General features: G+C 36.4%; 28 protein-coding genes and 1 riboswitch. All 28 genes read left to right on the top strand.

The window, feature by feature from the left end; all coding sequences use genetic code 11:
• Nucleotides 1–35: 35 nt before the first annotated feature.
• Nucleotides 36–1,652 (top strand): response regulator, encoded by a 1,617-nt coding sequence (locus tag GM661_RS12970; protein WP_230867210.1) that lies wholly within the window; start codon nucleotides 36–38, stop codon nucleotides 1,650–1,652.
• Nucleotides 1,653–1,996: 344 nt separating this feature from the next.
• Nucleotides 1,997–2,269 (top strand): BMC domain-containing protein, encoded by a 273-nt coding sequence (locus GM661_RS12965; protein WP_230867209.1) that lies wholly within the window; start codon nucleotides 1,997–1,999, stop codon nucleotides 2,267–2,269.
• A 23-nt stretch (nucleotides 2,270–2,292) separates the two neighbouring features.
• Nucleotides 2,293–3,102 (top strand): propanediol utilization microcompartment protein PduB, encoded by an 810-nt coding sequence (pduB, locus tag GM661_RS12960; protein WP_230867208.1) that lies wholly within the window; start codon nucleotides 2,293–2,295, stop codon nucleotides 3,100–3,102.
• A gap of 50 nt (nucleotides 3,103–3,152) precedes the next feature.
• A complete protein-coding gene (locus GM661_RS12955) occupies nucleotides 3,153–4,823 on the top strand; it encodes a propanediol/glycerol family dehydratase large subunit (RefSeq protein ID WP_230867207.1) in 1,671 nt (556 codons plus the stop codon).
• A 24-nt stretch (nucleotides 4,824–4,847) separates the two neighbouring features.
• On the top strand, nucleotides 4,848–5,519 hold the full coding sequence (locus tag GM661_RS12950; RefSeq protein ID WP_230867206.1) for a propanediol/glycerol family dehydratase medium subunit: 672 nt from the start codon (nucleotides 4,848–4,850) through the stop codon (nucleotides 5,517–5,519).
• Nucleotides 5,520–5,542: 23 nt separating this feature from the next.
• Nucleotides 5,543–6,055, top strand: a complete 513-nt coding sequence (locus GM661_RS12945) for a diol dehydratase small subunit (protein ID WP_230867205.1) — start codon at nucleotides 5,543–5,545, stop codon at nucleotides 6,053–6,055.
• 30 nt (nucleotides 6,056–6,085) lie between these two features.
• Nucleotides 6,086–7,918 (top strand): diol dehydratase reactivase subunit alpha, encoded by a 1,833-nt coding sequence (locus tag GM661_RS12940; RefSeq protein WP_230867204.1) that lies wholly within the window; start codon nucleotides 6,086–6,088, stop codon nucleotides 7,916–7,918.
• Nucleotides 7,918–8,430: a glycerol dehydratase reactivase beta/small subunit family protein gene (locus GM661_RS12935; protein WP_230867203.1), complete on the top strand. Its 513-nt coding sequence runs from the start codon at nucleotides 7,918–7,920 to the stop codon at nucleotides 8,428–8,430. Before GM661_RS12940 ends, GM661_RS12935 begins: the two co-directional genes overlap by 1 nt.
• A gap of 32 nt (nucleotides 8,431–8,462) precedes the next feature.
• Nucleotides 8,463–9,098, top strand: a complete 636-nt coding sequence (locus GM661_RS19035) for a BMC domain-containing protein (protein WP_330165217.1) — start codon at nucleotides 8,463–8,465, stop codon at nucleotides 9,096–9,098.
• Nucleotides 9,099–9,124: 26 nt separating this feature from the next.
• Nucleotides 9,125–9,427, top strand: a complete 303-nt coding sequence (gene eutM / locus GM661_RS12925; RefSeq protein WP_230867202.1) for an ethanolamine utilization microcompartment protein EutM — start codon at nucleotides 9,125–9,127, stop codon at nucleotides 9,425–9,427.
• Nucleotides 9,428–9,496: 69 nt separating this feature from the next.
• Nucleotides 9,497–10,144 carry a phosphate propanoyltransferase gene (gene pduL / locus GM661_RS12920; RefSeq protein WP_230869801.1) on the top strand — a complete coding sequence of 216 codons (648 nt, stop codon included), beginning with the start codon at nucleotides 9,497–9,499 and terminating at the stop codon, nucleotides 10,142–10,144.
• Between the two features lie 25 nt (nucleotides 10,145–10,169).
• Nucleotides 10,170–10,994: an ethanolamine utilization protein EutJ gene (gene eutJ / locus GM661_RS12915; RefSeq protein ID WP_230867201.1), complete on the top strand. Its 825-nt coding sequence runs from the start codon at nucleotides 10,170–10,172 to the stop codon at nucleotides 10,992–10,994.
• 30 nt (nucleotides 10,995–11,024) lie between these two features.
• The gene (locus tag GM661_RS12910) at nucleotides 11,025–11,792 is read left to right on the top strand and encodes a flavoprotein (RefSeq protein ID WP_230867200.1); all 768 of its coding nucleotides are present in this window, start codon (nucleotides 11,025–11,027) and stop codon (nucleotides 11,790–11,792) included.
• Complete coding sequence (locus tag GM661_RS12905; protein ID WP_230867199.1) at nucleotides 11,774–12,049, top strand: EutN/CcmL family microcompartment protein; 276 nt, start codon at nucleotides 11,774–11,776, stop codon at nucleotides 12,047–12,049. The genes GM661_RS12910 and GM661_RS12905 overlap by 19 nt, the downstream gene beginning before the upstream one ends.
• 12 nt (nucleotides 12,050–12,061) lie before the next feature.
• Nucleotides 12,062–12,625 (top strand): cob(I)yrinic acid a,c-diamide adenosyltransferase, encoded by a 564-nt coding sequence (locus GM661_RS12900; RefSeq protein WP_230867198.1) that lies wholly within the window; start codon nucleotides 12,062–12,064, stop codon nucleotides 12,623–12,625.
• Entirely contained in the window at nucleotides 12,625–13,044 is a 420-nt protein-coding gene (locus GM661_RS12895; protein WP_230867197.1) for a GlcG/HbpS family heme-binding protein, read from the top strand. The genes GM661_RS12900 and GM661_RS12895 overlap by 1 nt, the downstream gene beginning before the upstream one ends.
• A 22-nt stretch (nucleotides 13,045–13,066) precedes the next feature.
• Complete coding sequence (locus GM661_RS12890) at nucleotides 13,067–14,470, top strand: aldehyde dehydrogenase family protein (protein WP_230867196.1); 1,404 nt, start codon at nucleotides 13,067–13,069, stop codon at nucleotides 14,468–14,470.
• 30 nt (nucleotides 14,471–14,500) lie between these two features.
• Nucleotides 14,501–15,838, top strand: a complete 1,338-nt coding sequence (locus tag GM661_RS12885) for a 4Fe-4S dicluster domain-containing protein (RefSeq protein ID WP_230867195.1) — start codon at nucleotides 14,501–14,503, stop codon at nucleotides 15,836–15,838.
• Nucleotides 15,835–16,383 (top strand): BMC domain-containing protein, encoded by a 549-nt coding sequence (locus GM661_RS12880; protein ID WP_230867194.1) that lies wholly within the window; start codon nucleotides 15,835–15,837, stop codon nucleotides 16,381–16,383. The genes GM661_RS12885 and GM661_RS12880 overlap by 4 nt, the downstream gene beginning before the upstream one ends.
• A 15-nt stretch (nucleotides 16,384–16,398) precedes the next feature.
• The gene (locus GM661_RS12875; protein WP_230867193.1) at nucleotides 16,399–17,541 is read left to right on the top strand and encodes an iron-containing alcohol dehydrogenase; all 1,143 of its coding nucleotides are present in this window, start codon (nucleotides 16,399–16,401) and stop codon (nucleotides 17,539–17,541) included.
• Nucleotides 17,542–17,569: 28 nt separating this feature from the next.
• The gene (locus GM661_RS12870) at nucleotides 17,570–18,802 is read left to right on the top strand and encodes an acetate/propionate family kinase (RefSeq protein ID WP_269059889.1); all 1,233 of its coding nucleotides are present in this window, start codon (nucleotides 17,570–17,572) and stop codon (nucleotides 18,800–18,802) included.
• Nucleotides 18,803–18,844: 42 nt separating this feature from the next.
• Entirely contained in the window at nucleotides 18,845–19,189 is a 345-nt protein-coding gene (gene eutS, locus GM661_RS12865) for an ethanolamine utilization microcompartment protein EutS (RefSeq protein WP_230867192.1), read from the top strand.
• On the top strand, nucleotides 19,186–19,635 hold the full coding sequence (locus GM661_RS12860) for a EutP/PduV family microcompartment system protein (protein WP_230867191.1): 450 nt from the start codon (nucleotides 19,186–19,188) through the stop codon (nucleotides 19,633–19,635). The genes eutS and GM661_RS12860 overlap by 4 nt, the downstream gene beginning before the upstream one ends.
• 218 nt (nucleotides 19,636–19,853) lie before the next feature.
• Nucleotides 19,854–20,029, top strand: a riboswitch (cobalamin riboswitch).
• A gap of 336 nt (nucleotides 20,030–20,365) precedes the next feature.
• Nucleotides 20,366–21,889 carry a precorrin-4 C(11)-methyltransferase gene (gene cobM / locus GM661_RS12855; protein ID WP_230867190.1) on the top strand — a complete coding sequence of 508 codons (1,524 nt, stop codon included), beginning with the start codon at nucleotides 20,366–20,368 and terminating at the stop codon, nucleotides 21,887–21,889.
• Between the two features lie 26 nt (nucleotides 21,890–21,915).
• Complete coding sequence (gene cobJ / locus GM661_RS12850) at nucleotides 21,916–22,659, top strand: precorrin-3B C(17)-methyltransferase (RefSeq protein ID WP_230867189.1); 744 nt, start codon at nucleotides 21,916–21,918, stop codon at nucleotides 22,657–22,659.
• Nucleotides 22,656–23,435, top strand: a complete 780-nt coding sequence (gene cobK / locus GM661_RS12845) for a precorrin-6A reductase (RefSeq protein WP_230867188.1) — start codon at nucleotides 22,656–22,658, stop codon at nucleotides 23,433–23,435. The genes cobJ and cobK overlap by 4 nt, the downstream gene beginning before the upstream one ends.
• Nucleotides 23,428–24,546, top strand: coding sequence for a cobalt-precorrin 5A hydrolase (locus tag GM661_RS12840; RefSeq protein ID WP_230867187.1), 1,119 nt, complete (start codon nucleotides 23,428–23,430; stop codon nucleotides 24,544–24,546). Before cobK ends, GM661_RS12840 begins: the two co-directional genes overlap by 8 nt.
• Entirely contained in the window at nucleotides 24,497–25,861 is a 1,365-nt protein-coding gene (locus GM661_RS12835; protein WP_230867186.1) for a cobyrinate a,c-diamide synthase, read from the top strand. The genes GM661_RS12840 and GM661_RS12835 overlap by 50 nt, the downstream gene beginning before the upstream one ends.
• Nucleotides 25,862–25,874: the final 13 nt, after the last annotated feature.

Raw genomic sequence — 25,874 nt, 5'->3', positions numbered from 1 at the left:
AAACTCAATATGTATCATTTAAGAGGGGGATTTTTATGTATAAAGTACTTGTGGTTGATGATGAGTATCTTGAACGTAAAGCATTGAGGATTATTCTTGAAGATAGAAATGAGCTTAATAATGTTAAAATAGTAGGGGAATCGGGTAATGGTAAAGATGCAATTAAAGTTGCTAGAGAGACCAAACCAGATATCATTTTTATGGATGTAAAAATGCCTAAAATGAATGGATTAAAATCAATAAAAAATATAAAAAAAGAATTGCCTGATGTCAAATTTATTATTCTTACCGCCTATGATGAGTTTGATTATGTACAGCAGGCTTTAAAATTGGGTATCAATGATTATTTATTAAAACCTGTTAGACCGCAGAAAGTTATGGAAATTGTACTAAAGTTAATAAAACAAATAGAAAAAACCAGGGTTGAATTAAAAAAACAACAGTTGATGAAGGATAAACTTGCAATGGTAATGCCCTATATTAAAATTTTCTTTGTTTTAGACCTTATTTTTGAAAGAATAAATACCCTTGAAGAGATAAAAGCCAGGTCTGAATTATTTAATGTAACAGAAATGCCCTCAGTAGTAATGATAGTGGATATAGATGAATTTGCTCAAATGACTCAGTCTAATAATGAAGTAAAAAGGCAAATCCTAAAAAGGGAAATTTTCAGTGTGCTTGAAGAGTATGAGAAGCTTCATTCATCATTAATGGTAGTACCTATCAATAGTGATAAGATCTTGATTTTATATTTTGGCTCTGCAAGTGTTGAAAATATGAGTATCAGAGAATGGCTGAAAAAATTAGCTGATAAAATAAGAAAAGATATTGCAGATAAAACCGCCTTTACTGTAACTATAGCAATTGGAAAGTACTACAGTGATCCAAGGATGTTAAGCAAGTCTTACTATGAGGCGTTAACTGCTCTTCGTCAATATCTATTTATTGGTAATAATGCTGTAGTACATTTTGAAGATATAAATAATGTGGATTATGAAGAAGGGAGATATCCCTATTTAGTAGAAAAAAAGCTGATAGAAGGTATAAAATTTGCTAAAGGGGTTGCTGATATTAATTTGCTTATAGACAAATTTTTTCAGGAGTGGGCCATAGATGACAATTGTAATTCTATAGTTGTAAAAGCACGTTTGATTGAATTACTAGGTATACTTTCTAGGGCAGCAGTAGAGGCAGGGGCAAAGTTTAAAGAAATTTCATCATTGAATTTTACCTATACACGTAAATTATTAGAGATTGATTCTGCAATTGCCTTAAAAACCTGGTTAAATAAATTCTTACAATTACTTATAGAAAAAATAAATGAGAGGGAGGATTCCCTTAAAAAGAAGGCTGTGTATAAGGGGGTAGATTATGTCAAGAATAATTTTGAACATAATATTAGCCTTTATGAAGTTGCTGAAGAGGCAAATTTAAGTGAACATTATTTTAGTAGATTATTTAAGGAAGAAATGGGTTGTACATTTGTGGAATATATTACGAAAGTGCGGCTTGATGAGGCCAAGAGGAGATTAAAAAATGGAAATGAAAACATTTCACAAATAGCTCAGGAAGTGGGCTATAATGAGCCTGGTTATTTTAGTAAAGTTTTTAAAAAACATTGTGGAATGTCACCTTCGCAATTTAGAAATTAAATGGTATTATACTATTTAATTTTTAGAAAATTTATTTTAAGAGTTGAATATTATTTTTTGATGACAAAAAAATACAAGATTAGAAGAAGAAAATACAGGTGAGTTTTATTTGTAATATTAAGAAAATTACCAACATTACAAATAAAACTTTTTTTACATACTTTAGGCAAAATCTTTCAAAGGCAATCATAAGGATATTGGAGAAATAAAAATATTAAGAAATAAACAATTATACAATTATGTAAAAAGTCTATTATGGAAGAGTCATTAGTTATTAAAAACAGTGCTAATAATTAATTTGCAATCATTATTTTTAATATTTTTTTTGGAAAGGGGGTGTAAAAATGCAACGTGAAGCTTTAGGTTTAGTTGAGACTATAGGCCTTGTCGGTTCTATCGAGGCAGCGGATGCAATGGTTAAAGCTGCCAATGTTAAATTGGTTGGCTATGAGAAGATTGGTTCTGGCTATGTAACTGTTATGGTTAGGGGGGATGTTGGAGCTACCAAGGCAGCTACAGATGCAGGTGCCGCTGCTGCCAAGAAAGTAGGAGAATTAGTATCTGTTCATGTAATTCCGCGTCCACATACTGATATCAGTAAAATTCTACCAGAATAAAATTATCTAAGGGGGAAGCAGTAATGGAAGGAAATAAGGTCGATGCGTTAGTCGCTGAAGTTATGAACCGTCTTCAAGCTAACGGAAGGGAAGAAAACGAAAAGCTTGATCATAATAAAGGTGGTGAAATGAATATGGCTCTAGCACAAGAGATAACTGAATTCGTTGGAACTGGTAGAGGGAATAGTATTGGTATTGTAATCGCAAATGTTGATCCTCAATTAAGAGAATTGATGGGTATTGACCCAAAGTTTCGTTCTATAGGAATCTTTGGTGGTAGGACCGGTGCTGGTCCCCAGATTTATGCTGCAGATGAAGCTGTAAAGGCATCTAATACAGAGATTGTAAAAATTGAGCTCCCCCGTGATACTGAGGGTGGAGCCGGACATGGTTCCTTAATTATCTTTGGAGCAGAAGAGGTTTCTGATGCTAGGAGGGCTGTTCAGGTATCTCTTGAAGACCTGGAACGTACTTTTGGTGATGTTTACACTAATACTGCTGGGCATGTCGAGTTTCAATATACAGCCAGAGCTAGTGAGGCCTTAAATAAAGCCTTTGATGCACCTGTGGGTAAATCCTTTGGTATTACAGTTGGGGCACCTGCTGCAATTGGTGTTATTATGGCAGATGTAGCTGTTAAGGCAGCTACTGTAGATGTAGTTTGTTATTCAAGTCCTTCTGAAGGGACAAGCTTTACTAATGAGTCTATTCTTGGTTTTAGTGGTGATTCTGGTGCGGTTCGTCAGTCTATTATTGCCGCTCGTGAAGTTGGAATGAAGTTGCTTACCAGTCTTGGTAATAAACCTGAATCTGTTACTAAACCCTATATTTAATTTTTAACTCATATCAAATATAGAAAATGTAATTCAAGGGAGGGAAGGGTTTGAAAAGATCCAAGAGATTTGAAGTATTAGAACAAAGACCAATTAGTAAGGATGGCTTTGTTAAGGAATGGCCGGAAGTTGGCTTAATTGCTATGAATGGCCCACAAGACCCTCAACCAGGTATTAAAATAGAAAATGGTGAGGTTGTTGAGCTAGATGGCAAGAGAAAAGAAGACTTTGATATGCTTGATAGTTTTATTATAAATTATACATTAGATTTGGATATGGTTGAAGATGTTATGGCTATGGATTCTCAGGAACTTGCTCACAAAATTGTTGATTTTCATGTCCCGAGAGAAGAAATTACTAAATTAGTTTTAGGGATGACACCTGCTAAAATCGTTGAAGTGGTAAGTTATCTGAATGTGGTTGAAATGATGATGGCGGTTCAGAAAATGCGCGCCCGTAAAACACCATCAAATCAATGCCATGTTACCAATGTAAAGGATCATCCAGCTTTGATTGCTGCTGATGCAGCTGAAGCAGCACTCCGTGGTTTTGATGAAGAGGAGACTACAGTAGGTATTACCAGGTATGCCCCCTCAAATGCTATTGCTTTGTTGGTTGGTTCCCAGACTGGTAGACCTGGTATTCTGAGCCAATGTTCGGTAGAAGAGGCAACTGAACTTGATTTAGGGATGCGTGGTTTTACCGCTTATGCTGAGACAGTATCTGTTTATGGAACCGAACAGGTATTTGTCGATGGTGATGATACACCATGGTCTAAAAGCTTTTTAGCCTCTGCTTATGCCTCTCGCGGACTAAAAATGCGCTATACTTCAGGTAGTGGTTCTGAAGTACAGATGGGTTTTGCGGATGGTCAATCTATGCTTTATCTTGAAACCAGGTGTCTTTATATAACTAAAGGTGCTGGTGTTCAGGGTATTCAAAATGGTTCTATTAGCTGTATAGGGATTCCTGGTGCAGTCCCCAATGGAATTAGGACTGTCTTGGCTGAAAATCTTATTGCTATGTTGCTTGACCTAGAATGTGCTTCTGGTAATGACCAAACATTTACTCATTCCAGAACTAGGAGAACAGCCAGGATGTTAATTGAATTCTTACCAGGAACTGATTTTATTTTTTCTGGATATGCTGCTGAACCAAACTATGATAATATGTTTGCTGGTTCAACCCATGATGTTGATGATTATGATGATTATCTGGCACTACAACGGGATCTCAAAGTAGATGGTGGGCTCTTACCGGTTGAAGAAGAAGAGGTAATTAGGGTAAGAAATAAAGCAGCTAGAGCACTTCAAGCTGTTTTTGCAGAGATCGGTATGCCGGAGATTACTGATGAAGAAGTGGAAGCAGTAACTTATGCCCATGGCAGTAAAGATGTACCAGACAGGGATGTTAGAGCAGATTTTCGTGGAATTGAAGAATTTATGAATGAGGGTATTACTGGTGTTGAAATTGTCAAGGCACTGGCCCAAAATGGATTTGAAGATGTCGCTGAGAGTTTATTTAATTTGCTTAAACAAAGGATCTCTGGAGATTATCTCCATACCGCAGCAATTTTTGATGAAAATTTTAACTGTATAAGTGCTGTTAATAATAAAAATGATTATGCAGGGCCTGGTACGGGGTATAGAATAAGTGAGGAACTATGGTCTAAACTTAAAGATATCAGACTGGCTCTTGATCCTAAAGAGATTGGTGAATAATTTTAGATATGGGGAGGTGTCATAATGCAGATAAAGGAAGAAGAATTACGACAACTGGTTGTTGATGTCTTACAGGGTATGTCTAATGAGCCAGCAGGTTCAAGTTCCAAAAGCCAGACTTTAGTATCAACAATACAAACAAAGGGGACTAAACTAAAGCTGGAAGAAATGGGACCCGCCAAAGCTGGTCAAAATAGTGATGAAGTAGTCATTGGAGTTGGTCCGGCTTTTGGTAATAGATTAAGCAAAACTATGATTAAACAAGAACATGCTGATATACTGAGGGAATTAATGGCTGGTATTGAGGAAGAAGGTTTAAAGACAAGGGTAGTAAAATTTTATGATGTGGCTGATGTAGGTTTTATGGGTAAAAGAGCAGCCCAATTAAGCGGTTCAGGTATTGCGATCGGCTTACAGTCAAAGGGTACTATTTTAATTCATCAGAAAGACCTTAATCCATTAGATAATCTTGAACTTTTCCCACAGGCACCACTGATTGATTTGGAGACATATAGGGCAATCGGAAAGAATGCTGCCCGTTATGCTAAAGGGGAAAACCCTGATCCTGTTCCTACCAAAAATGACCAGATGGCTAGACCCAAATATCAGGCTATTTCCGCTGTTCTATATAATAAAGAGGTTAAATGCCTTGAGCCCCAAAAGAGAGTGGTTGAACTTAAAGTAGAATTTAAATAAGTACATATCAGGAGGTGTAATAAATGGATAAGGATATGATTGAATCTATTGTACGTAATGTTGTTAATAATCTGGACCTGGGAGATATGAATTCCAATGGAACTAATCAAGTTGATTCTGGAGATATTAAATTGGAGGATTATCCTTTAGGTAAGAAAAGGCCTGATCTTGTAAAAACACCATCAGGCAAGACCCTTGATGAGCTTACCCTGGAAAAGATACTTTCTGGTGAAATAGATGGTTCAGAACTTAGAATTACTGTTGAGACTTTAAAGAACCAGGCTAAGATTGCCAGAAAAGTAAATAGAGAACAGTTTGCCAGAAACTTAGAGCGTGCAGCGGAATTAACAAAAATATCTGATGAAAGAATCCTGGAAATATATAATGCTTTACGCCCTTATCGTTCTACTAAAGGAGAATTGTTGGAAATTGCTGATGAATTAGAAGAAAAATATGGTGCTAAGGTAAATGCAGGGTTTGTCCGTGAAGCTGCGGAAATTTATGAAAAAAGAAAACGACTTCGGGGTGATAGGTAGTCAATTGGTTTAAAATAGGTAGGTGGAAATATGAGATATCTTGTCGGGGTTGATATTGGTAATTCTACAACCGAGGTTGCTATAGGTGAAATTATAAAAGATAAAGAAATAGACTTTATTTCACATGGTATCCATAAAACTACAGGATTAAAGGGTACTATTAAAAATGTTGAAGGTATATTAAAGGCCTTAGCAAATGCAGTGGAAAAGGTTAATTTATCATATCAGGATATTGATTTAATTAGAATCAATGAAGCAACTCCTGTTATTGGTGATGTAGCCATGGAAACTATTACAGAAACAATAATTACCGAGTCAACTATGATTGGACATGACCCCTGGACACCAGGAGGGCTGGGTTTAGGTGTTGGTGAAACTGTTAATATTACAGATATTGACAAGTGTTCAACTAGTGATGAAGTTATTTTGATTATACCAGAGCAAGTAGATTTTGCTAAAGCAGCTGAGGAAATAAATAGGGCCTTTGCTCAAAGAATAAACATAAATGGGGCAATTGTTCAAAAAGATGATGCTGTTTTGATAGCAAATCGAATCAAAAAACAGATTCCAATAGTAGATGAAGTTAAATATATTGATAAGGTTCCTTTAAATAAAAAGGCAGCTGTTGAAGTTGCTAGACCGGGTGGGACAATTAAAGAATTGGCTAATCCTTATGGTATTGCTACTATTTTTAACCTTGATGCTGAAGACACTAAACATATTTTTCCTGTGGCCAGGTCTTTAATAGGTAATCGTTCAGCGGTAGTTATTCGAACCCCACAGGGAGATGTTAAAGAAAAGAGAATTCCTGCTGGCAAATTAGTGGTTTTTGGTGAAAAGAGTAAGTCAGAAATTGATATAGAGCAGGGTGCCGATGAAATAATGGAGTCTGTTGAAAAAATACAACCGGTGAGTGATGTACAGGGCGAGTCTGGTACTAATGTTGGTGGTATGTTAGATAGGGTTAGAAATACTATGGGGGAGGTTACAGGCCAGCACTTAAGAGATATTAAAATTAAAGATGTTCTGGCTGTTAATACATTTGTCCCGAAAGAGATTCGCGGAGGTCTGGCTGAGGAATATGCAATGGAAAATGCTGTAGGTCTGGCTGCCATGGTAAAAACAAGTCAATTACCTATGAAAAAAATTGCCGATAAACTACAGGAAGAGACGGGTATAAGGGTAGTAATTGCTGGTATTGAGGCCAATATGGCCATAAAAGGGGCTTTAACTACCCCTGGTACTGATAAACCCTTTGTGATTTTAGATATGGGTGGTGGGTCTACAGATGCTGCGATGGTAACCAGTAATGATAAAATATATACTACCCATCTGGCAGGGGCTGGTGATATGGTCTCAATGTTAATTAATATTGAGCTAGGTTTAGCTGACTTTAAATTAGCAGAAATAATTAAAATGAATCCCCTGGCCAAAGTTGAAAGTGTTTTTCATATCAGACATGAAGATGGTACTGTCAAATTTTTTGATAAACCCTTAGCTCCTGAATTGTTTTCCCGGGTTGTGATTTTAGTTGATGATGATATGATACCTATTCCTACAGACCATTCACTTGATAAAATACGTCAGGTTAGGAGAGAAGCAAAACACGATGTTTTTATCCGCAATTCTGAAAGGGCATTAAAAAGAATTATACCCACTGGTAATATTCGGGATATAGATTTTGTGGTAATGGTTGGTGGGTCAGCCCTTGATTTTGAAATACCCATGTTAATCTCAAATAGGTTATCAGAATTTGGAGTTGTTGGTGGTCGGGGAAATATACGGGGAATAATGGGACCTAGGAATGCTGTTGCTACAGGTTTAGTTCTTTCCTATCTGGAAGAAGAGTGTGGTGGTCTCTAATGAATAGTAAAAAAGATAGGCCAGCTATCTTTATAGGGGTTGAATCTTCTTATCAAGATAGTAGACTATTAAAACAACTTTGTTATGGTTTAGAGGAAGAAGGTTTACCTTTTTATTTATTTATTAAGGAAGGTTTTCCTCCCCAAGCCTTAGCTTATGAAGCCGCCCAGGCTTCCCCCCTTGATGTAGGTATCGGCTTGGGTTCAGAAAATAAAATAGTACTTCAGTTAAGTAAACTTGGAGAAAATGAACCTTTTTTTGAAGAAACTGTTGATTCAGATTTTAAAGCCAAAATAATTGGCAGTAATGCAGCCAGATTAGTAAAGGGTTTGCCTATTAGAGGACTGCCTTTCAAAAGTTATTTTAATAGTCATCTTAAAAAAGAAGAGAGGAATAAGGAAGCTGTGGATGATTGTGAAAAAAGTATTAAGGAAAGTAATTTTTCTCCACAAACAGTAAAGTATTTGTCTGATTTAATAACAAAGATTATTAGTGAGAAAATCAAAAACTAAACAATTTATAGTATAAAAGGGAGGGAGGGAGCATGTTAAAAAGGACAGTTGGATTAATTGAGACTGTAGGGTTAAGTGCAGCAATTGAAGCAAGTGATGTAGCTTTAAAGGCTGCTAATATTGAGTTGTTGGGTTATGAAATTAGTCGTGGTGGCTTAGTTACAGTTAAGATTACAGGTAAGGTGTCTGCAGTAAAAGCAGCGGTTGATGCAGCCCAAATAGCAGCAGATAGGGTGAATTCTGTCAGGTCAATAGATGTAATACCAAGACCACATGATAGTCTTAAACAAATAATTGAAACTAGGGAAACAGTTGGTTTAGAAAATAATGCTGCTAGTACAAAAGGAGTTTTAAATTCAGTGCAGCCCACCCCAGTATTAGAAGATAATTTGCTAGAACAAGCAAAGAAAGAAGTTAATGAAGATAAAGAATCAGGTGATGATGAAGCAGAAATAGGTAAAACAGTCAAAGTTGACCGAGAAAATAATGAGAAGAAGGAAATAGGATTTGAAAACAAAGAAATAGCAGATGAAGAAGCTGAAAATGAAGAAGATCAAAATGACCAGGGAGAGATTTGTAACTTGTGTGGTGATCCTGATTGTCCTCGCCGTAAAGGTGATTTAAGGGTTAATTGTATTCACTATGATGAAATAATAGGTGATGAATAATAAAAAAAATGAGGGAGGAATGAGTAATGAATGGTGAAGCACTTGGTTTAATAGAAACGATTGGACTGGTTGCTAGTATTGAAGCTGCTGATGCAATGGTTAAAGCGGCTAATGTTAAATTAGTAGGGTGTGAAAAGATTGGTTCTGGCTATGTTACAGTTATGGTTCGTGGTGATGTTGGTGCAACAAAAGCAGCTACTGATGCAGGGGCAGCTGCAGCTCAGAGGGTTGGGGAGTTAGTATCAGTTCATGTTATTCCTAGACCACATACAGATATTGAAAAGATTTTACCAGATAGTAATACTACTGAGGGTAAAGAGATGCTATAAACTGGCCGGCAGCTAAAATTCCCCTTTCTCTATATAGAAAGAGGAAGGGGAATTTATATTTTGAATGGGGTGAAGAGATTGGATAAAGGAGATAAACAGGAGATAATTGAACAAATAAGCAAAAAATGTCTATCCATTATATATGCTAGAGAAAAAAAAGTTCCAGTAGGTATATCTAACAGACATATACATTTATCTCAGGGAGACCTAGCTAGACTTTTTGGAAGGGATTATTCACTTACACCTTATAGATATTTAATAGGGAAACAATTTGCTGCTAAAGAAACGGTAAAGATTATAGGCCCTAAGGGTAGTTTTGATAAAGTACGTATTCTGGGACCAATTAGAACTCATAGCCAGGTAGAAGTATTATTAAGTGATAGTTATAAATTAGGTGTCAAGGTCCCTTTACGTCAATCAGGAGAATTAGAGGATACTCCCGGCATTGAAGTTGTTGGTCCCTGTAATAAAATACAATTATCGCAGGGATTAATATGTGCTAAAAGACATATTCATATGCCTTCTCAAATTGCTCGAATTTTGGGTGTTAAAGACAAAGAAAGTGTTAATGTTAAAACTGTGGGAAATAGGTCTTTGATATTTGAGAAAGTACTTATCAGGGTGAGGGATGATTTTGATTATGAATTACACATTGATATAGATGAAGCTAATGCTGCCAATCTCCAAAATGATAATCTGGTGGAAATATACAAATAAATTCATCAGCAAAAGGGGGTTTTACATGTATCAAAGTATAGAAGAAGCTAATAAAAAATTAAAGACACTGGCTCAATTAATTGAGGACAAACCTAAGGTTATAAAACAATCTGGGGAAATAAGGGTAGGGGTTGACCTGGGTACAGCAAATTTAGTGTTAACCGCTGTTGATGATAGTAATAATCCTATCTTAGGATTTAGTACTCCTGGGACTGTTGTGCGTGATGGATTAGTAGTAGATTATATTGGTGCTATAAATATTATCAAAGAAATGAAAAAGAAAATGGAAAGTGTCCTGGGTAGAGAGATTGAAATTGCTGCTACTGCTGTTCCTCCGGGGACTGGTGCAAGGGATATTGATACTTTTAAAAATGTTGTACAGAGTTCTGGTTTTGAAGTAAGTAATGTTGTTGATGAGCCTTCTGCTGCAGCTACTGTGCTTGGAATAAAAGATGGTATTGTGGTAGATATTGGTGGTGGTACAACCGGAATTTCTATACTTAAAAATGGAGAATCACTATATACTGCTGATGAGCCGACTGGGGGTACTCATTTAAGTTTAGTTATTGCTGGCAATTATAAGATAAGTTTTGCAGAAGCGGAAAAAATGAAAAAGGATTCAACACAAGAATCTAAGATAGCTATTTTAATAACCCCGGTAATTGAAAAAATTGCCACCATTATTAATAAACATATTTCTAATTATGATGCAAAAACAATCTATCTGGTCGGAGGTACCAGTAATGTGAAGGGGATAGAAAAGGTTCTGGCTCAAAGTACTGGTTTAGAGGTAGTTAAGCCTTTTCATCCACTCTTAGTTACTCCACTAGGTATTGCCATGAATTGTTAATTATGTGGAATAAAAGGGGGGGGGTTAACTATGGTTGAGGTAAGTAAAGAACTTATTAAAACAATTGTTTTGGAACTAATAGAAGGTCTTAAAGGTATTAAAGATAAAAAAAGGGTTTTAATTGTTTATACTGGAGGGGAAATTGGTTTTAAAAAAAGTCTGGCACAGATAAAACAGCTAGACCGCTTATTTGAGATAGAATGGGAGATAGTATTATCTGAAACAGCTAAGGAAATTCTCGATATTCAACTATTAAAAGATATTTTAGCAATAGATAAAATAGCAGAGAAAGATATATTTACCCACTTAAATAATTTTGATTTGGTTTTAGTGCCTGTTTTAACAAGAAATTCTGCTGCTAAGATTGCTTCACATATGACAGATACCCTAGCTACTAATATAATTTTTAAGGCTATCTTAATAGGAACACCTGTGGTGGCGGCCCAAAATGCTGCTGACCTGACAGACCCAGTTTTAATGAAACTGGGTGTAGATCATATTCCTCAAGCAGTTTTGAACAAAAACAAGGAATATCTAGCATTATTACGAGATTATGGGATTTGTTTGGTAGATGTTAGTAAATTAACTGTTGAAGTTGAGTATATATTTTCTGGAAATACTAATTCATCCCTCCCTAATAGTGTTTTTCTTGATAAAAGTCTATTGACTTATTCTGATATTAATAAACTGGATAGTAGTAATAAGAAAATTTTGGTGAAGACAGATACAATTATTACACCATATGCCAGAGAACTGGCAGCAAGCAAGGGGTTGATTATATGTATGCAGCAAGAGTAGTTGGTAATGTAGTTGCAACCCAAAAGGATGAGGGTTTGCTAGGAAGCAAGCTTTTGGTTATCTGTCCCCTTTATCAAGAATTTAATAAGGAAAACTGTAAAATTGCTGTAGATTGTGTAGGGGCAGGTAATGGAGAAAGAGTTCTGGTGACTAAAGGCAGCAGTGTTCGAAAAACAGGGGCTTTTAAGGATTCTCCAGTTGATCTTGCTATTGTAGGGATTATTGATCAAATTGAAATTGATGAAGATACATATTAGGGAGGTAATGCCATGTCAATTCATACCAGACGCGGAGATAAAGGAAGTACCGATCTTTTTAGTGGAGAAAGGTTAAAAAAGAGTGATATTCAGGTTGAGGCTTATGGTGTAATTGATGAGGCTAATTCCTGGTTGGGTTTAGCCAGGGTTAAAAACAAATATTCTGATCTGAATAGTTTGATCTTATCAATTCAGCATAAGCTTTTTGTTGTAGGTGCCCAATTGGCCTCTTTAAGTAAAAAACCTACTGAAATAATCCAGCAGAAGGATGTTGATTTTCTGGAAGAAAAGATAGAGGAACTTGAAAAAGAGGTTTCAATTAAAGGCTTTATAATACCAGGAGATAGTGAGCTGGGCAGTCTTTTAGATATTGTCAGGACTATTATCAGAAGGGCGGAACGAAAGATTATTATGACCCAGGAAATTAAAAATATTCACTTTGATATTAAATTATTGAAATATATAAATAGACTTTCTGATCTATTATTTATGATGAGTCGAGTAGCAGATAGAAGATTTATTATTAAATCTGTTACTTATAAGGTAAGAAGTATTTTGCAAAATGAGGAGAAGTGATGATGATAATTTCCCTTTCTATGGCAGAAAAAATTATAGAAGAATGTATTGTAATGGCCAAGAAGATTAATATTCCAATGGTGATTGCTGTCATTGGATTTGATGGTCAGTTGATTTGCTTAAAGAAGATGGATGAAGCACTACCGATAAGTATTGAATTAGCCCCTAAAAAGGCTTATACGGCTTATGCCTTAAAAATGTCTACAGCTAAATTAGCTAATTTAGCCGGGCCTGAGGGCGAACTTTATGGGTTAGAGAATTCATGTTCAAATATAGTTATTTTTGGAGGTGGAATTCCTCTAATTTCTCAAGGTAAGATGATAGGTGCTGTGGGGGTAAGTGGAGGAAATGTTGAACAGGATATTCAGGTTGCTGAAGCAGGGGTTAAATATTTTAATAATAGATTTACTACTACTTAGTATCTAAATAGGAGGGATTAGAATGAATATTAATACAGAGGAACTTAATGAAATAGTAAAAGAGGTTTTGCAGGAATTTAATGAACAGGACTATTCTTCTAGTCAAAAAGAATCAGATAAAGAATTAGGTATTTATGATTCTATGGAAGAAGCTATTACAGCTGCCCGGAGAGCTCAAAAGGAATATCAAGCCAATTTTTCTCTGCAAGAAAGAGAAACACTAATTGCAGCAATGAGAAAAGAAATGGGACAACACCTTGAAGAACTTGCCCAGAAAGCCTGTGAAGAGAGTGAGATGGGTAGGGTTGCTGATAAGATAATTAAAAATAGGATGGCTGTTGAAAAAACACCAGGTACAGAAGACTTGAAGACTGAGGCCTATAGTGGGAGAGATGGGTTAACGGTAATTGAACAAGCACCTTTTGGAGTAATATGTTCGATAGCTCCTGTTACTAATCCAACAGAGACAATTATTTGCAATGCTATAGGAATGCTGGCAGCAGGAAATGCTGTTGTTTTTAACCCACATCCTAGGGCTAAAAATGTTTCCAAGCTTACTATTAAGTTATTAAATAAAGCCATTGTAGCAGCAGGTGGACCTTCATATTTATTGACTGCTGTCAAAGAACCTACTATTCAAACCGTAGAATCTTGTATGAAAGATGAACGGATTATTATGGTGGTTGCTACAGGAGGGCCTGGAGTGGTTAAAGCAGCACTATCTTCAGGCAAAAAGGCTATTGGAGCAGGTGCAGGTAATCCCCCAGTTATTGTAGATAGAACTGCTGATCTTAAAAAAGCGGCTGTAGATATTATTAAGGGAGCGAGTTTTGATAATAACCTACCATGTACATCTGAAAAGGTAATAATGGCTGTTAAAGAGATTGCTGATGATTTACTTAAATATATGACTGAAGACAAAGCTCAGTTAGTTAAGGATCCAGCAGCATTAGAAAAGATAGTTTTAAATGAAGATGGTTCAATCAATAAAGATATGGTAGGTAAAGACGCCTCATATATTATGGAACAAGCTGGGTTAAAAGCAAAGGGCAATTTAAGATTGATAGTAGTTGATGTGGATTTTAATCACCCTTTTGTACAAAAAGAACAATTGATGCCAGTTATTCCGCTGGTTAGAGTAGAGGATTTTAATACAGCAGTTAAATTAGCAGTAGAGGTTGAACATGGCAATAGACACACAGCAGCAATTCATTCTAAAAATGTTGATAACCTGACTTGTTTTGCTAAAAAAATAGAAACAACAATTTATGTTAAAAATGCACCTTCTTATGCTGGAATAGGTGTTGGAGGAGAAGGACATGCAACATTTACTATTGCTGGTCCTACAGGAGAAGGACTTACCTCAGCTAGAACATTTACAAGAAGGAGAAGATGTGTCTTGGTAGATGGATTTTCCATTATATAATGAAATGGTTTAAATGGGAAGGAGTTTTTTATGGGCCTTATTGATAAGATATTTGAAGCTGGAGTAGTAGGGGCAGGTGGAGCTGGTTTTCCAACTCATCTCAAATATGACTGTAAAACAGAATATCTAATCATTAATGGAGCTGAATGTGAGCCATTATTACAGACAGATAAGTTTCTAATGCGTACTTTTCCAGAAGAGATAATAACAGCATTAAAAGAAGTAGCCTATATTCTTGGTGTTGAGAAAATATTCTTTGCTTTAAAAGAAAAATATAAAAGAGAAATACTTGCTCTACAAAGGGTAGTAACTGAAACTAAAGCTAATATTGAGTTTTTTTTAATGGATAGTTTTTATCCTGCTGGAGATGAACAGATTTTGGTTTATGAGATAACTGGTCGAACAGTTCCAGAGGGTGGAATACCACTTCAGGTTGGAGCAGTAGTAACGAACGTAGGTACCCTTTATAATGTTTATCAAGCACTTCAAGACAAGGTAATAATTGAGAAATATGTTTCTGTATTAGGGGAGGTAAAAAAGCCCCGGATAGTAAAAGTCCCTATTGGTACTTTGATAACTGAATGTATCAGAGCAGCAGGAGAAAGTGTTCTGGAGGATTATGCTGTGATTATTGGTGGTCCAATGATGGGGAAAAAACTTACGGAAAAAAAAGAAATAGAAAAAGCGGTTATTTCTAAGACTGATGGAGCAGTAATTGTACTTCCTAAAGATCATTATGTCATACAACGCAGCCAGCAGGAGATAGAACATATAAAAAGCCAGGCTAAAGCTGCCTGTATTCAGTGTAGGTCTTGTACCGAGTTATGCCCCAGGTTTTTAATTGGTCATCATCTTGAGCCACATCGAATAATGCGGGCCTTAGTTTATTCAGAATCAGTAGAGATATTTAAATTAGCTCAGTTATGTTGTGAATGTGGTGTTTGTGAACTTTATGCCTGTCCGATGGGTTTATCACCCAGGAGGGTAAATAGTTATTTAAAAAACAAAATAGCTGAAAAATATGATGGTGGACGAGGCGACTATAGTTCCCATCTTATGCGAGAATATAGAAAGATTCCGACGGAAAGGCAAGTTTCACGACTTAATCTTGCCAAATATGAACATCAATTACTAGAGGAAAAAATAGACATAAGGGTCATGGAAGTCAAAATCCCACTAGACCAGCACATTGGGGTACCAGCAGAATTAGTAGTAAAAGAAGGGCAGATAGTAAAAAAGGGAGATCTAATAGGTAAAGCTGTAAACAATGCCCTTAGTGCTAATATACATGCCAGTCTTAGTGGTGTAGTTGTATCTGCAAATCAGAAAGAAGTTATTATAAGTAAAAGTTCTGGAGGGGTTTTATGATTACTACAATAGGTTTGCTGGAGTTTAATTCTATTAGCCAGGGAATAAAAACAGCTGATGTTATGAAAAAGGCTGCAGATGTTGAATTGATTCTGGCCCAGCCCACCTGTCCAGGTAAATATACAATCTTAATCTCAGGGGATATCAGTGCTGTAAAATCTTCACTTGCAGCAGGTGTGAAAGCAGGAAATCCATTTGTAGTTAATGACATGCTTATTTCACGTATTCATCATCAGCTTTTAAAGGCTATAAATGCTACAACCGAAATTACCAGGGTTAATGCAGTAGGTGTACTGGAATATTTTAGTATTGCAAGTGCTATTAAGGGGGCTGATGCTGTAGCTAAAGCAGCTCAGGTTGATTTAATTCAGCTGAGATTGGGGACAGGACTTGGGGGAAAGGCATTTGTAAGTTTTACTGGTGATGTAAGTGCAGTGGAACAGGCTCTTAATGCAGGGGCAGTTTTAAGTAAAAATGATGGTATGTTATATAATAAGGTTCTCATTTCTTCTCCTGACAAAGAACTATTTAAAACATTATTATAGGAAAGGGATGTAGTAATGAATCCATTTAATTTTGAATTTCAGATAAAAACAAAGATTAAGTTTGGTAGAGGAATGATACAAGAACTTTCTGAGTCAATCTATTTATTTAATATCAATAAAATTATGATAGTAGTAGATCATGGGATTATAGATGCTGGGATACTTTCGCAAATCACAAAAGTGATGGATGAAGAGCATATTAATTATTTTATTTTTGATAAGGTTAAACCAGACCCAACCCTTGCTATAGTAAATGAAGGTTTAGCTTTTGCCCTGGAGAATGAAATTGAGGGTCTTATAGCAGTAGGAGGGGGTAGCCCTATAGATACTGCCAAGGCTATTAGGACAACTTTTTTGAGCCAAAAGCTAAACAAAGGGCTCAAAAATAAAAACCTACCTTTATTCACCATACCCACAACTTCTGGTTCAGGTAGTGAAGTAACCAAGGCGATAGTAATTACAGATGAAAACTCTAAAAGGAAATTTACTGCTATGGACGAAAGCTTGGCACCAGATCTAACAATAGTAGATCCAGAATTAACGAAATCACTTCCCCAATACCTAACTGCTATTGGTGGTATGGATGCACTAAGTCATTGTATAGAATCATATGTTTCCCAGAACGCTGTTTTACCCTTTGAGATGATTGCAACTAAAGGAATAGAACTAGTAAGGAAATTTCTAAGGCCAGCGGTAGGAAATGGTAGTAATATGAAAGCAAGAGAGGGGATGTCTCTAGCCAGTTTATTTGGAGGGATTTCCTTAACTAACTGTGGGTTGGGATTAGTACATGCCATAGCTCATCCATTAGGAGGTAAGTTTAAGATACCACATGGGATGGTCAACACACTTCTTTTACCACATGTAATGAAATATAATATTATTTCTAATCCCCCAAAATTTGCCTATATAGCAGAATTGTTAGGTATTAGTATTTCTGAAATGACAGAGATGGAAGCTGCATATCAGTCAGTAGAAGAGATTAAGAAATTGATTGAAGATATTGGTTTGTCAACAACATTAAGTCAATTAGGGGTACCAAGGGATAGTTTTGATGAATTGGTTAATTTAACAATGGAGGAAAAGTTAATGTTAAACAGTAATCCACGTCCTGTCAAAAAAAATGATATATTAAAAATTTTAAAAGAAGCTTACTAAATTTACAATAAGAAAGGGATAGATAGCTGTGAAAGTACTGGTACTTAACTGTGGCAGTTCTTCCTTAAAATATCAATTAATAGAGATGCAAGGGGAGACTGTTTTAGCCAAAGGACTTGTTGAGAAAATTGGAGAAGGTATTTCAATACTAAAATATGAATTACAGACAGGTAAAGAGTTGGCGATAGAAGAAAAAATTGCTGACCATAGTCAGGCAATCGAAATGGTTCTGGAGATATTACAAGATAAAAGCCATGGTGTAATAAAAAACATGGATGAGATCAATGTTGTTGGACATAGAGTAGTTCATGGCGGAGAAAAATTTTCAGGTTCAGTTTTAATAAATAATGAGGTCTGTAAAGCGCTTGAAGAAAATATTAAACTGGCTCCTTTACATAATCCTGCCAATTTAATTGGAATTAAAGTAAGTCAAAGATTAATGCCAGATACACCTGATGTAGGGGTTTTTGATACTGCCTTCCATCAGTCAATGTCAGAAGAATCCTTTCTCTATGCTGTACCCTATGCCTGGTATCAAGAGAATGGGGTCCGTAGATATGGTTTTCATGGAACTTCACATAAGTATGTTTCTGAAAAAGCCGCTGAATTAATTAATAGAGATTATAATCAACTTAGGATCATAAGTTGTCATTTAGGAAATGGAGCTAGTATAGCGGCAATTAATCAGGGTCAAGTAATAGATACTAGTATGGGATTTACTCCACTGGAAGGAGTAGCTATGGGAACCAGGTCTGGTGATCTTGACCCTGGGATAATACCATATATTATGAAAGAAAGAAATTTAACGATTGAAGATATTGATAGTATTTTAAATAAAGAGAGTGGTGTTCTGGGTATATCAAGTATAAGCAATGATTTCAGGGATCTTTCAGAAGCTGCTAAATCTGGCAATAAACGAGCAGAACTTGCCCTGGAAATTTTCTGCCGTCGTGTAAAAAAATATATTGGTTCTTATGCTGCCCTAATGGGTGGAATAGATGTAATAATATTTACAGCTGGTATAGGTGAAAATGCAATTAATGTGAGAGAAAAAATATTGAGTAACATGGATTATTTTGGAATTGAGCTCTCATCAGAAAAGAATAATTTAAGGGGTCAAGAGGCTGAAATTAGTGCTGCTAATTCAAGGGTTAAAGTATATGTTATACCTACAAATGAGGAACTTGTCATAGCAAGAGAAGCTAAAAAAATTATTAAAAATAAAATAAGAAAAGTTATTGAAGATGTATTAAATTCATGACAGGGGGACGTTTCGTTTGTCACCAAAATGGAGGAGATAAACATGGTCGGAGAAAAACAGCGGGTTATCCAGGAATATGTACCGGGTAAACAGGTTACCCTGGTACATTTGATTGCCCATCCTGGTGAAGATATTTACAAAAAGATTGGTTTAGATTCAAATCATGAAGCATTAGGAATTATGACCATAACTCCCAGTGAAGCAGCTATAATTGCTGCCGATACTGCTGATAAAGCCGCTAATATTAAAATTGGTTTTGTGGATAGATTTAGTGGGTCTCTGGTTATTAGTGGTTCTGTATCAAGTGTAGAAGCAGCTTTTCAAGATATATTAAATTTGTTAGAAAACATATTAGGTTTTAGTGTTGTAGGGATAACTAGGTCATGATTGCTGGTAAGCAGATGAAAAAAATTATGTTGATTGGTGGCTCAAAAACAGGGAAGTCTACACTTATAAAAGTTTTACAGGGGAAAGGGTATTCCAAAAATGATAAAAGGACACAGACCCTTCAATATTCACCAATTACTATTGATACTCCAGGAGAGTATCTTGAAAATAAAAACTATAATATCGCACTGATATCAGCCTCTGTTGATGCTGATCTTATTGGTCTAGTTATAGATGCTACAGCAGAACAGTCCTTTATACCTCCGGGTTTTGCCAGTACATTTGCTAAGAAGGTGATAGGTATTATAACAAAAGTAGATATTAAAAATAGTGATATAAATAAAGCCAGGAATATGCTCTGGCAGTCAGGGGTTTCCTCTATAATAGAAACAAGTTCTCTAGAGGGAACAGGGATTGATGAGTTAAGAAGATATTTAAAGATATAATATAAATTTCTAAAGGATGATTTATATCCAACTTGTTTATATTAAAATTGTACCTGCTAGTAGGGTGGAATGATAGAACTATTGGTAACCATTGGTTTTTTTAGTTGATATCCATTAAAAATTGTATTATAATAGATTTGAATTTAACAAGTTTGTATCTTTTAATTAAGATTAAACAGGGGGTTTATTTATATAAATATTATCTACAATTAAACAGATAAAAGAGTTCTAATAATGGTTAATTAAATAGGGAAAACGGTGAGAAACCGTTGCTGTAGCCGCAGCTGTAACAACCTGTAATTTTCTTTATATATATTCCACTGCTTTTAGGTGGGAAGGGTATATATCTTAAATAGGTTGAAGCCAGAAGACCTGCCATTATTGAGTACTTCGTATTTTCCTCCGGTATTAGAGGTAGCGAAGGATAGCTCGTGTTTGATATACTGCTAATCATCAGATGTTTTACAAGATATTAGTTTGATGTCTTATAAAAATATTTCAGACATAGTTATTTTTCTACCTTTATTGGAAAAGGTAGATTTTTTTTGTTCTGATACTATTATTTTTAATTCGGTTCTTAATATTTTAGTATACTAATTAATTTTTTATATTAAATGTGATTATCCTAAACTGCCTTTTTAAAGGTAGTTTTTATACATATTATTAATGAATAGATATAATGATTAGTTTAGTTAATTTTGATTATGGAGAAATTATTGGAGGTGGTCTAATGCAGGTATATTATGTGGGGGCAGGTGCTGGTGACCCGAAGTTAATAACTATTAGAGGGAAAAAGGCTCTGGAAAAGGCAGACCTTGTTATCTATACTGGTTCACTGGTTAATCCTGAGATTTTAAAATTTTGTCCAGAAGCAGAGGCCTATAATAGTGCAGTGATGAATTTAGAAGAGGTAATTAGGCTAATCGAAAAGGCAGTAGTAGAAGGTAAAACAGTCGTTAGGCTCCATACAGGTGATCCTTCTTTATATGGAGCTATCCAGGAACAGATTGATATATTGCGTAAAAAGAATATTGAGTATAAGATTATTCCCGGTGTTAGTTCTTTTCTGGCGGCTGCAGCAGCTGTGGGAAGGGAATTTACCCTGCCAGATGTTTCTCAGACTGTTATTCTTACTAGAAGAGGGGGGAGAACCCCTGTCCCGGATAGGGAAAAAATAGCTGAGTTGGCCTCACACAGGGCATCAATGGCTATCTTTTTAAGTATTCAAATGATCGAAGGGGTTGTTGCTGAGCTATTAGAGGGTTATCCAGAGGATACCCCTATTATCGTAGTAGCCAGGGCATCATGGCCTGATGAAATTATTATTCGAGGAAAATTGTCCAATATTGCAGTCAAAGTAAAGGAAGCTGGTATCAAAAAGACGGCTATGATTTTAGTCGGTGATTTCCTTGATTGTGATTATTCCCGTTCCAAACTTTATGATCAAGGGTTTAGTCATGCCTATCGGGTAGGAGAAAAGGTTAAAAAGGCCATTCTAGTAGTTAGTTTTGGAACAAGTTATGCCGGAACAAGGGAAAAAACAATTGAGGCCTGTGAGGATAGAATTGCTGCAGAATTTACTGATTATGATATAAAAAGGGCTTTTACTTCCGGGATGATAATAGATATCCTGCAGAAAAGGGATGGAATAAAAGTAAATAGTCCTGAAGAGGCCTTAAAAGAGCTTTATAGTGATAGTTATCAGGAGATTATTATTCAACCACTCCATATCATAAATGGTAGTGAGTATCATGATTTGCTTGAGATAGCTAATAATTACAGGGGATTATTTAAAGATATGAAGGTCGGCAAACCACTCCTAACAGATAAGGGAGACTACTTTAAGACAGTTAAGGCCTTAAAAAAAGAACTTCCGGAACCAGCTAAAGGTGAAGCCGTAGTATTAATGGGGCATGGCACAGAACATTTTGCTAATTCTGCCTATGCCTGTCTTGATTATACCTTTAAAGATAAAGGTCTAGCAAATTATTATGTTGCTACTGTGGAAGGTTACCCAGAGATTACTCAGGTAATTAAGTTTCTAAAAAGAGATAATATAAAGAAGGTTTATCTGGCTCCCTTGATGCTGGTGGCAGGGGAACATGCTCAAAATGATATGGCCAGTGATGAGGAAGACAGCTGGAAAAGCAAACTGGAACAGGAGGGTTTTGAGGTTGAGATTTACCTGTCCGGTATGGGAGAGTATGAGTCGATACAGCAGCAATATATTGCTAAGATAAAGGAAATTAAGTGATATGTGTTTAGTCAGGGAGTGATAACATGGGGAGTGGTAATCAACTTTTTGTGGTAGGTATTGGGCCCGGGAGTCTGGCAGGAATGAGCCGGCAGGCTTATCAAATTTTACAGCAGGTGGATATTATTATCGGGTATAAAACCTATATAAAATTAATAGAGGAATTAATCTCTGGAAATCAAGAGGTTTATCTAAGCGGTATGAGGCAGGAGAAAGAAAGGGCAGTTAAGGCTATCCAGATGGCTGAACAGGGTAAAAAGGTAGCTGTTATCAGCAGTGGTGACCCAGGTGTATATGGTATGGCCGGTCTTATTTTGGAATTGATTGACAAAGGAAATTATAAGGTTGATGTTGAAATTATAGCAGGAATTACTGCTGCCAATGCTGCAGCTGCTTTGCTGGGGGCGCCTTTAATGCATGATTATGCTGTTATCAGTTTGAGTGATATTTTAACACCCTGGGAAGTAATTAAAAAAAGGCTTACCGGGGCAGCTGCAGCAGATTTTATTACTGTCCTGTATAATCCCCGGAGCAGCCGGCGGGTTGAACAGATAAAGGCTGCTCAAAAAATATTTCTAAATCAACGTGTGGCTGATACACCGGTAGGTATTGTACGCCAGATAGGGAGAAGTGAGGAAGAGAAAAGAATTACAAATTTAGCTAATATGCCGGTGGAAGAGATCGATATGTTGACTACTGTTATTATCGGTAATTCACAGACATATCTTAGTGCTGATAAAATGATTACACCAAGGGGATATCGACTATGATCTGGGTACTGGCCGGGACAGGGGACAGTTTTGAGATAATTGATAGTTTACAGAAAAAGGGCTTAAGTTTAATAGTATCTGTAGTAAGGGAATATACTGAGAAACGATTGGCTGCTACAGGGGTCAAGGTGATAAAAAAGAGACTGGAGCCAAGGGATATGAGGGATTTAATTAATAGATATGGAATTGATTTGATTATTGATGCTACCCATCCCTTTGCTGTAAATGTATCCAGAAATGTCCTGCTAGTGAGCCAAGAAATGTCTATTACTTACTGGCGTTATGAAAGGGAAGAGCTGGATTTAAGTATTTATCCCTCAGAATATATCCTGGCTGTTGAGGACTACCAGGAAGCAGTGACAGTGGCTGCTCAATTTAAGCGGATATTCCTTACTATCGGCAGTAATAAGCTCCATTATTTTACTAACGGGCTTGAAAACTGGAGAGATAGACTGGTGACTAGGGTTTTACCTGACTGGAGATTTATTAAAAAGGCTGAAGAAATAGGTTTTACACCAGCTAACTTGATAGCAGTACAGGGCCCTTTTACATCTAAACTCAACAGGGCCTTACTGGAGGAGTATAAGGCAGATGTCCTGGTTAGTAAAGCAAGTGGTAAGACAGGTGGTCTGGATACCAAGATTACAGCTGCCCTTGATCTGGGGATACCGGTAATTATTATCAAAAGACCTGTTCTGGATTATCCCTATGTTTTTAGTGATATTGAAAAATTAATTACCCATTGTATCAAATGGAAGGGGAGTAGTCATGCTTAAAGAAAGGACAGCAGTAGTGACTTTAACTGTTGGGGGAAAAGAGCTGGCCTTTAAGATTAGCAATTCTTTAGAAGGTGTTGACCTGTATTTTCCATACAAATTAAAAGAATCTAGGGATAATATGATTTGTGAAAAAGAGGCAAATTATTATAATTCATCTTTAAAAGACCTGACAGCAAGTTTGTTTAAGAGATATAATAAAATAATCTATATTATGGCCCTGGGAATAGTGGTGAGGGTAATTGCCCCTTTTCTAAAGGATAAAAGGGTGGACCCCGCGGTAGTAACTATTGATGAGACTGGTCGACATGTCATCAGTACTCTTGCTGGACATTTAGGAGGGGCTAATGAATTAACAGAAAAAATAGCTGAAATACTCGATTCTACAGCAGTTATTACTACTGCTACAGATTGTCAAGGTAAGCCAGCTATTGACCTGCTGGCTAAAAGAATCAATGCTAGTATTGAGCCCTTTCAAAATTTGAAACTGGCTAATGCTGCTATTGTAAATAACAGACTGCTTAATATCTTCACAGACCATAAAATTAATTCTGTTCACAGTGATAATATTGAGTTTTTCCCCCTTTCAGATTTAAATACCAGGACTACCCAGAGTGGTTTCCCACTTATTATCAGTAATAGGCAGTTTAGCATTGATAGTAATTATCTACAACTTATCCCTCGGAATATCATAATTGGTATTGGCTGCCGGAGGGGTGTGACAGTTTCAGAGATTACTAAAGCTATAGATGCTGCTCTAAATATCGTAAATATAAAGAGAGAGAGTATTAAGAAATTAGCTACGATTGATTTAAAAGAAGATGAGAGCGGATTAATCGCCTATGCGGTTGAGAACTCTTTGGAGATTGATATAATTAAAAGGGAAGAGATAAAAAAGGCTGATTTAAATATCAGCAGTTCAGAATTTGTGGAAAAAATGATCGGGGTACCTGGTGTCTGTGAACCAGCTGCCCTATTGAGTTCTAAAACAGGGAAATTAATACTGGAAAAAACAAAATTTAGTAGAGTAACCATAGCAGTAGTTGAGGAGGTGGTGCTTGATGAAGGAGAAAAGACTGCTTATTGCTGGAACCAAAAGTGGTGTAGGTAAGACTACTATCTCACTGGGGATAATGGCTGCCCTTAGCCGGAGGGGATATCAGGTACAGCCTTATAAGGTTGGCCCTGATTATATTGACCCTGGTTTTCATACCCTCTTTACAGGAAACAACTCCTATAACCTGGACAGTTATTTCCTGGGTTGTGATGGGGTAAAGGAGTTATATAGTAATAGTTCAGCAGGGGCTGATATTAGTATTATAGAAGGTGTAATGGGTCTTTTTGATGGTAAGGGCAAGACCGGGGTAAGCAGTACGGCTGAGATTGCCGGGATACTTCAGACGCCGCTTGTCTTGGTTGTAGATGCTCAAAAAATGGCCCAGAGTGCAGCTGCGCTAATCTATGGCTATAAGAATTATGACCCTGGACTTAATCTAAAGGGAGTAATCTTTAATAATATTGCCAGTGAACGCCATTATACTCTAATCAAAGAGGCAGTAGTAGAGAAAATGCCTGAGCTGGAGATTCTAGGATATCTCCCCCGTCAAAAGGGACTGGAACTCCCGGAAAGACACCTGGGACTTGTCCCTATCCATGAAAGTGGGGAATCGAAGTTTTTTATTAAGCAGTTAATTCAGCTTATTGAAAAACAGTTGGACCTTGATAAATTAATAAAATTATCTGCAGACTGTAGAAAAATAAAGGTTAATAAACATAGATTATATTCACAGGAGAGGGAATTTAATGTTAAAATAGGTATAGCGTATGACCAGGCCTTTAATTTCTATTATCAATACAATCTGGATTTATTAGCAAAGCTGGGGGCAGAATTAATCTATTTTAGTCCTATGCAGGATAAAAAATTGCCTGAGCTGGACGGTATCTATCTGGGAGGTGGTTTCCCGGAGAGTTTTCTGGAGGAACTGGCAGCTAATCAAGATATGAAAAATGATATAAGGGAAAAAGCTCAGGCTGGTATGCCTCTTTATGCTGAATGTGGTGGTTTAATGTATCTAAGTCAGGAGATTATTGATTTTAAAGGGAATGCCTACCAGATGCTAGGTCTTATTCCAGGCAAGGTTGAAATGCAGGGTTCACTACAGGAGATGGGTTATGTGGAGTTAACAACACTTAACAGTAATCTTATCTTAAATAGTAATGAAAAGGCCAGGGGGCATGTCTTTCATTATTCCAGGTTAAATAATCTGACATCAGGTGTCAAAAAAACTTACCGGCTTAGTGATGGAAGGCTGGAGGGTTATAGCCCTACTAATAATCTGCTGGCCAGTTATGTCCATCTCCATTTTGCCAGTAATCCTGGGATTGCCAGTAATTTTTTGCGTAGGGCCTTACTATATAAGAAATAATAGGGGGTATTCA

It is taken from the genome of Iocasia fonsfrigidae (assembly GCF_017751145.1).
Classification (GTDB): Bacteria; Bacillota; Halanaerobiia; order Halanaerobiales; family DTU029; genus Iocasia; species Iocasia fonsfrigidae.
This window is presented reverse-complemented; position numbering and strand designations above follow the sequence as displayed.